Annotated in this window: 1 protein-coding gene; it reads right to left on the minus strand. The window is 46.5% G+C overall.

What is annotated here, in order from left to right; all coding sequences use genetic code 11:
- On the minus strand, positions 1-353 hold a 353-nt coding region (locus KSW37_RS15900; RefSeq protein ID WP_217743543.1), incomplete at both ends, for a phage integrase SAM-like domain-containing protein.

The raw sequence follows: 353 nt of genomic DNA on the forward strand, positions 1-353 counted from the left end.
TTGATGTCGATGAAAGCTATACCTGTCCAACTGCCAAAGATAAAAAGGTCTCTCGCAAATGCCATGTTGGGGTCTTCCAACTTTATCTCAGTCATGGCGGTAAGCTCGTCCAAGGTCAAGAACTCACGTTCCTTGTGGTCTGGATCAACGTGGTACATGGCAAACGGATTTCTCGGTATCTTGCCGTTGTAGTGTGCCGCCGTGACGATATGCTTCAGAGGTATGGAGTAAATCCAAATGGAGGACTGCGCAAGCCCTACCACATTTTTCAAGTAAAGGCAATAGTCACGGATAAACTCCTCGGTAAGCTCATTCATGGACATATCGCTGCGCTTGTACTGATACTTGATGAA

This window comes from Segatella copri (assembly GCF_019127135.1).
GTDB lineage: Bacteria > Bacteroidota > Bacteroidia > Bacteroidales > Bacteroidaceae > Prevotella.